The organism is Kamptonema animale CS-326 (genome assembly GCF_028330895.1).
Classification (GTDB): Bacteria; Cyanobacteriota; Cyanobacteriia; order Cyanobacteriales; family Microcoleaceae; genus Kamptonema; species Kamptonema formosum.
Genome location: NZ_JAQMUA010000453.1, coordinates 1 through 8,170, shown reverse-complemented (window position 1 = coordinate 8,170; position 8,170 = coordinate 1). Strand labels below are relative to the sequence as shown.

The following is an 8,170-nucleotide window of genomic DNA, read 5'->3' as shown; positions in this document are numbered from 1 at the left end:
GAAAAATGAGTATCCTACCTTTAGCGAACTCGTGCAGTTTCGCAATCAATATACCATTGCCAAAAATCTCAACTCACCTCTGATTGTCCAAACCTACAGCCTGGAACCCTATCAGAATGGTTATGCGTTGGTAATGGAAGATTTTGGGGGGATTTCTCTTCACGAATGGGCGATTAAAGGGAAAAACGCATTCTCATTGAGAGAATTTTTAGAAGTCGCGATCGCTCTCTGCAACACCTTAGATATATTGTACCGGGAACGGATTATTCACAAAGACATCAAACCCAGCAATATCTTAATTAATCCTGAAACTAAACAAGTCAAATTAATCGACTTTAGTATTGCATCTCTACTACCAAGGGAAACCCAAACACTAATTAATCCCAATGTGTTAGAAGGAACACTTGCTTATATTTCCCCAGAACAAACAGGACGAATGAATCGGGGAATTGACTACCGTACAGATTTTTATTCTTTGGGTGTCACCTTCTACGAGTTACTGACAGGAAAGTTGCCCTTTGCGTCCAACGATCCAATGGAGTTGGTACATTCTCATATTGCCAAACAACCACCACTTTTAGGGAATAGAGAAGAAATTCCCCAAGTTATTTGTGATATCGTGATAAAAATGATGGCAAAAAATGCTGAAAACCGCTATCAAAGTGCATTGGGACTGAAGTTTGATTTAGAAAAATGTTTAACTAAACTCCAAGAAACGGGTTCGATTGAGAGCTTTGAGATTGGGCAACGAGATATCAGCGATCGCTTCATCATCCCTGAAAAACTCTATGGTCGAGAAACCGAAGTATCAACTTTATTACAAGCCTTTGAGCGAGTTAGCCTTGGTGCAACAGAAATGATGCTGGTCGCTGGTTTTTCGGGAATTGGGAAAACAGCAGTTATCAACGAAGTTCATAAACCCATTGTTAGACAACGGGGTTATTTTATCAAAGGCAAATATGATCAATTTAATCGCAACATTCCCTTCAGTGCTTTTGTGCAAGCATTTCGAGATTTGATGGGGCAATTGCTCTCTGAATCCGATGCTCAGTTACAAACATGGAAAAGCAAAATTCTGGAAGCCGTTGGAGACAACGGACAAGTTTTGATTGATGTCATTCCCGAACTCAAAGGCATTATTGGCGCTCAACCATTAGCCACAGAACTATCAGGAACTGCTGCCCAGAATCGCTTTAATCTGCTCATGCAGAAATTCGTGCAAGTTTTCACTAGCGTTGAACATCCCTTAGTGATATTTTTGGACGACTTGCAGTGGGCGGATTCAGCCTCACTGAAATTGCTGCAATTGTTGATGTCAGAAACCGGACATTTATTAGTCTTGGGTGCGTATCGAGATAATGAAGTGTCACCCGCTCACCCCTTCATTCTCACTGTAGATGAAATAGTTAAAACTGGCGCAGCAGTCAACACCATTACACTACAACCATTAAGTTTAGTCAATCTGAATCAGTTGGTAGCAGATACGCTAAATTGCGAATTATCCTTAGCTCAACCTTTGACCGAATTGGTGTACCAAAAAACTCAGGGTAATCCCTTCTTTGCCACCCAGTTTCTCAAATCATTGCATGAAGATAAATACATTACTTTTGACTGGGAAACACGACATTGGCAATCCGCTATTACGGCAGTCCGGTCGCTTTCTCTAACAGATGATGTCGTCGAATTTATGGCACTACAATTACAGAAATTGTCGCTGACAACTCAGAATACTCTTAAACTGGCTGCTTGTATTGGGGCGCAGTTTGATTTGAATACCCTGGCGATTGTTTCAGAAAAATCCCCGGAAATAACCGCAGATGATTTATGGAAAGCCTTACAAGAAGGTTTGATTATTCCGAATACAGAAATCTATAAGTTCTTTATTCAGTCTGACAGTGCATTGGTTGCTGATACAGCAGCGAATCCAACTTATCGATTTTTACATGACCGAGTACAACAAGCCGCCTATTCCCTGATTCCAGACGACCAAAAACAGACGACTCATTACCAAATCGGACAACTGCTTTTACAACAGATTTCCTCCTCAGCAACAGAAGACCGTATTTTTGAAATTGTTAATCAATTAAATCACGGAAAGTCTTTAATTACCCAGCAAACAGAACGAGATGAACTAGCACAACTTAACCTCATCGCCTGTCGCAAAGCCAAAGCCGCTACCGCCTATCAAGCGGCTCGTGAATATGCCGCAGTGGGATTATCTCTGTTGCGGGAAAACGCTTGGCAACAGCAGTATGAAATTACCCTCGCCTTCTATGAATTAGCAGCGGAAGTGGCAATGCTAGGCGGTGACTTTGAGGCGATGGAACAGTTCACTAAGATGGTCATCGAACAGGCACACTCTTTACTAGAAAAGGTCAATGTTTACTGCATTATAATTGAAGCAAATATCTGCCAGAATAAACCGACAACAGCTATTGAGATCGGACAGAGACTGCTGCAACAGTTGAGCGTAACGATTCCAGAAACAGCGACACCCGCAGATATTCAACAGTCAATTCAAGAAATTAGCGAACTAATTGGAGACCGGAAAGTTGAAGATTTTGTTCACATCCCTGTAATGACAGATGCGAACAAAATTGCCATTATCCAGATTGCCAGCAGTATCATGTCAGCAGCTTACATCTGTGGATCTCTTTTGTATCCATTACTGGCTACCTTGTCAGTCAAATTATCCCTGCGGCACGGCAATATATCTGCTTCAGCTTTTAACTATGCTTGCTATAGCTTGGTTGTCTGTAATATGCAGCAAGATGTAGATTTAGCCATACAGTTTGGGCAGTTGGCATTGAATGTAGTTTTAAAATTCGATGCTAAAGCGACTAAACCTGAAGTATTAATGTTGCTGGCTTGTTTTATCCTCCACCGCAAATCTCACATCAAAGAAACGTTACCACTCTTTAGGGAGAGCTACGCGAATGCTCTGGAAGTCGGAAGCCTGGAATACGCCGGATATAATGGCCACAGTTTCTGTCGGCATTCTTTTTGGTGCGGTCAACCCCTTGCTACCTTGGAGCAAGATACACGCACTTACTACAATGGTTTAGCATCAATTAACCAATTGACATCAGCTAATTACTGTTTGATGTATTGGCAATCTATTTTAAATTTACTGGGTTTTGCGGAGCATCCCACCATTTTGTCTGGGTCAGTCCTCCAAGAGACGGAATTTCTCTCTCTGCTCCGGTCTGGAAATGACCTATTTGGGTTGTATTACTTCTATTTGTATAAGCTAATGCTTTGCTTTTTGTTTGGGGAATTTGAATCAGCTAACAATTATGCAGTTGAGGGCAGAAACTATTTAATTGGGTGTGTGGGAACAGTCGGTGAACCTGCATTGTATCTCTATGATTCTTTGATTGCTCTGGCACTATCGAGTCAATCTTTAGGGGAGTTATCAAAAGTATTAGAGCGGGTGGCAGAAAACCAAACTAAGTTACAGCATTGGGCGCACCATGCCCCGATGAATTATCAGCATAAGGTTGATTTGGTAGAAGCTGAAAAATGTCGAGTCTTAGGACAGAAAAGTGAAGCAATTGAGCTATACGACAAGGCTATTTCTGGAGCTAAAGCCAACGAATATGTCCAAGAAGAAGCCCTTGCCAATGAACTGGCGGCAAAGTTCTACCTCGCATGGGGCAAAGAGCACATAGCTCAGTCATACATCACCCAAGCCTACTATGCCTATGCTCGCTGGGGTGCAAAAGCCAAAGTCGCTGATTTAGAAACTCGCTATCCCCAATTACTTGCTCCGATATTACAGCAAACCCGTTCTCCCCTCTCAACTAACGAAACTATCTTTACATTGGGAAGTGTCACCTCCACCAGGGGAGCCACTTCCAGTAGTAGTGTCTCTGTAGCTTTAGATTTAACTACCATTCTCAAAGCTTCCCAAACTATCTCAGGCGAAATCGAACTCGAAAAACTGCTTTCATCGTTACTTTCGATCGTCATTGAAAATGCGGGGGCTGATAAGTGTGTGTTGATGCTGCAACGAGACAATCGCTTACTAATTAAAGGGTCAATTACGCTAGGAACGGAGCCAACTGTATTGCAGAGCCTTGCCGTTGAGGATAGCCAAGATATTCCCTTAAAGCTAATTTACAAAGTCAAGCATAACCAGCAGACTATTGTGCTGATTGATGCCAGTGCCGATCTTACTTTAGCCCATGACCCGTATATCATGCGTCAGCAACCTAAAAGTATCTTGTGTAGCCCAATTTTGCATCAAGGGAAGTTACTGGGTATTTTGTATTTAGAAAACAAGTTAACAACGGGGGCGTTCACGAGCGATCGCGTCCAACTACTGAATTTACTCTGCGCCCAAGCCGCAATTTCTCTAGAAAATGCCCGACTTTATGAGCGATCGCTAGAAAACGCTCAACAACTAGAGGAATCACTGAACTCATTGAGTGCGAGTAACTCTCGCTTCCATAGCTTGGTAAATAATGTGCCTGGGGTAGTTTATCAATATTCCATGAGTGCCGATGGGGTTATGTCGTTGATGTACATTAGTGCAAATTGTTACAACTTGCTGGAAGTTACCCCAGAGCAAGCAAGTTGTAATTGGCAGTTTTTCAACAATATGGTGCATCCAGATGACATCGCAAGTTTTCTACAGTCCCAAACTCACACCATTCAAACCGAATCTTCCTGGCACTGGGAAGGGCGAATTATCACCCCATCAGGAATTATCAAGTGGATTCACGGGGAATCTCAAATCCAAAAATTTGCCGATGGATCTATGGTTTGGGATGGATTATTTTTGGATATTAGCGATCGCAAACAAGCCGAAGCCGGCATCATCCAAAAATCTCAAGAGTTAGAGCAAGCCTTACATGACTTGCAACAAACCCAATTGCAAATGATTCAAAGCGAAAAGATGTCAGCTTTGGGGAATTTAGTTGCTGGCGTTGCTCATGAAATTAATAACCCCGTCGGCTTTATTTCTGGCAATTTGAATGAAGCTAAATCCACAGTTCAAGACTTAGTGGAGCATCTCAATCTCTATCGCGATCGCGCCCCGGAAACAGAGCTTGCAGACCATGCCGAAGATATCGATTTAGACTATATTATCGAAGATTTGCCCAAAATGATTGACTCGATGCAATTGGGCTGCGATCGCATCAAAGATATCAGCACTTCACTCCGCACCTTTTCTAGGGCTGACAAAGACTATAAAGTTCCTTTTAATATCCACGAGGGTATCGACAGCACGATTTTAATTCTCAAATATCGATTGAAAGCGAACGATGAGCGACCCGCTATTGAAGTAGTCAAAGACTACGGCAATATTCCGGCGATCGAATGCTTCCCTGGACAGCTTAACCAGGTATTTATGAATATTCTCGCCAACGCGATCGATGCCTTAGAAGAATCAAATATTGGGCGGAGTTTTGGGGAAATCAAGGCTAATCTTAATCGGATTACCATTCAAACCTCCTTAGTAGATCGTCAGGTGAAAATTAGTATTGCTGATAGTGGTTTGGGAATGAATGAATCAGTCAAGCAAAAGATATTTGACCACTTGTTTACGACAAAAGAAGTAGGGAAAGGTACGGGATTGGGGTTAGCGATCGCACGTCAAATAATTGAAGAAAAACATCAGGGAAAAATTACAGTTAGCTCTGTACCTAGTGAGGGTACTGTGTTTGAGATCACTATCCCTGTCAAATAATAAAATATAATTAAATTCACCTGTTATCTAATAGAGGATAAACGAGTTATGCACCCCCCCAGAAATTTTTCAAACTATCAAATTACAGAAGAACTATACGCAGGTACGCGCACCCTCGTCTATCGCGGCATCCGTATTAGTAACCAACAACCCGTTGTTATTAAACTCCTGCGAAATGAATATCCCAACTTTACTGAACTCCTGCAATTTCGCAACCAATACACCATTGCCAAAAATCTCAACTTTCCTAGCATTATCCAACCCCTAACGCTAGAAGCCTATCACAATAGCTATGCCTTAGTGATGGAAGATTTTGGGGGAGTCTCCCTATCTACTCATTCTCTCAAAATAGCAACAAATGACAGTAAAACAAATAAATATTTACCTTTAGCAGAATTTCTTAACATTGCGATCCAACTGACAGATATTCTCCACTATCTCTACCAAAATTGCGTCATTCACAAAGATATTAAACCTGCTAATATTCTGATTAACCCAGATACCAAGCAAATCAAACTAATTGACTTTAGTATTTCTTCTCTCCTACCCAGAGAAACCCAGGAAATCCAAAATCCTAATGTTTTAGAAGGAACCTTAGCCTATATCTCTCCGGAACAAACCGGGAGAATGAATCGCGGCATTGACTATCGCAGTGACTTTTATTCCCTGGGGGTAACTTTCTATGAATTGTTGACAGGAGAACTCCCCTTTGTCTCAGCAGATGCAATGGAATTAGTCCATTGTCATCTTGCTAAACACCCAATATCCATCCATCAAATTAATCCAGAAACTCCCCTAAGTTTATCAGAAATAGTCAGCAAATTAATGGCAAAGAATGCTGAAAATCGCTATCAAACTGCCTTGGGAATCAAGCACGATTTGGAGATTTGTTTAGAACAATTACAAACCACAGGTCAGATAGAATATTTTGAAATTGGTAAGCGAGATATTAGCGATCGCTTTACCATCCCCGATCAACTTTATGGCAGAGAACCCGAAGTAGAAAACCTGCTAGAAGCATTCGATAGAGTCAGCCAAGGTGCAACAGAAATGATGCTGGTAGCTGGGTTTTCGGGAATTGGCAAAACCGCAGTTGTCAACGAAGTGCATAAACCAATTGTCAGACAACGCGGCTACTTCATCAAAGGCAAATACGACCAGTTCAACCGCAACATTCCCTTGAGTGCCTTTGTCCAAGCTTTTCGCGACTTGATGGCACAACTATTAAGTGAAAGCGATACTCAGCTCTTGCATTGGAAAGAGAAAATCTTGTCTGCTTTAGGTGAAAATGGGCAAGTTTTAATAGATGTCATCCCCGAACTCGAACAAATTATCGGCAAACAACCACCTGCCGCAGAACTCAGTGGTAGTGCAGCTTTAAACCGCTTCAACTTGTTATTTGGCAAGTTCATAGCCCTGTTCGCTACACAGCAGCATCCTTTGGTAATGTTTCTCGATGACTTGCAGTGGGCAGATTCCGCTTCACTAAGCTTGATGCAGGTGTTGATGAGTCAAAGCGAGATGGGCTATCTGCTAACGATTGGGGCATACCGAGATAACGAAGTCTTTCCGGCACATCCCTTAATGCTGACATTAGAGGAGATGAAGAAAGACTCAGCGATCGTCAGCACTCTAACTCTAAATCCTTTGAGTCAATCTCATATTAATGATTTGGTTGCCGACACCCTCAGTTGTTCCACAATCACAGCGCAACCTTTGAGTGAGTTAGTTTATCAAAAAACCCAAGGCAACCCCTTCTTTGCTACCCAATTTCTCAAAGCTTTGCATCAGGATGGCTACATTATATATAACTTCACTGTAGGACACTGGCAGTGCGATATTGCAGCGGTGAAATTGCTCTCGCTTACTGATGATGTAGTCGAGTTCATGGCAATGCAATTGCAAAAGTTGCCCGATGCAACCCAAAATGTCCTCAAACTTGCAGCCTGTATTGGCGCTCAATTTGATTTAGAGACATTGGCGATCGTTTCAGAACAATCGCTAACCGATGCCGCAACAGCATTGTGGAGAGCTTTACAGGAAGGCTTGATTTTACCCACGAGTCAGATTTACAAGTTTTTTCAGGGTACACAACAGTCTGACTCAGAGGATACCGTTAATCCAGCCTACCGTTTCCTGCACGATCGCGTCCAGCAAGCAGCCTATTCGCTGATTCCTGACGACAACAAACAAGCAACGCACCTGCAAATTGGACAGCTACTTCAGCAAAAGCTCTCGGTTTCAGAGCAAGCAGAAAAGCTGTTTGATATTGTCGGACACCTGAACCGGGGACGAGCATTACTCACACAACCGAGCGAGCAAGAAGAGCTGACACAACTTAATTTAAAAGCAGGACAGAAAGCCAGAAATTCTACAGCTTATGCTGCGGCAAGAGTTTATCTGCAAACGGGCATTGGGCTACTAGAGATAAATTGTTGGCAAAGTCAGTATGAATTGACCCTAAAACTCTATGTT

At 42.3% G+C, this 8,170-nt stretch carries 2 protein-coding genes; both read left to right on the top strand.

Going from position 1 to position 8,170, the window contains the following annotated elements; genetic code table 11:
• Positions 1 to 31 precede the first annotated feature (31 nt).
• A complete protein-coding gene (locus PN499_RS26395) occupies positions 32 to 5,695 on the top strand; it encodes a trifunctional serine/threonine-protein kinase/ATP-binding protein/sensor histidine kinase (RefSeq protein WP_417063897.1) in 5,664 nt (1,887 codons plus the stop codon).
• Between the two features lie 48 nt (positions 5,696 to 5,743).
• The coding region (locus PN499_RS26390) for an ATP-binding protein (protein WP_272036124.1) at positions 5,744 to 8,170 on the top strand (2,427 nt) is incomplete at its 3' end.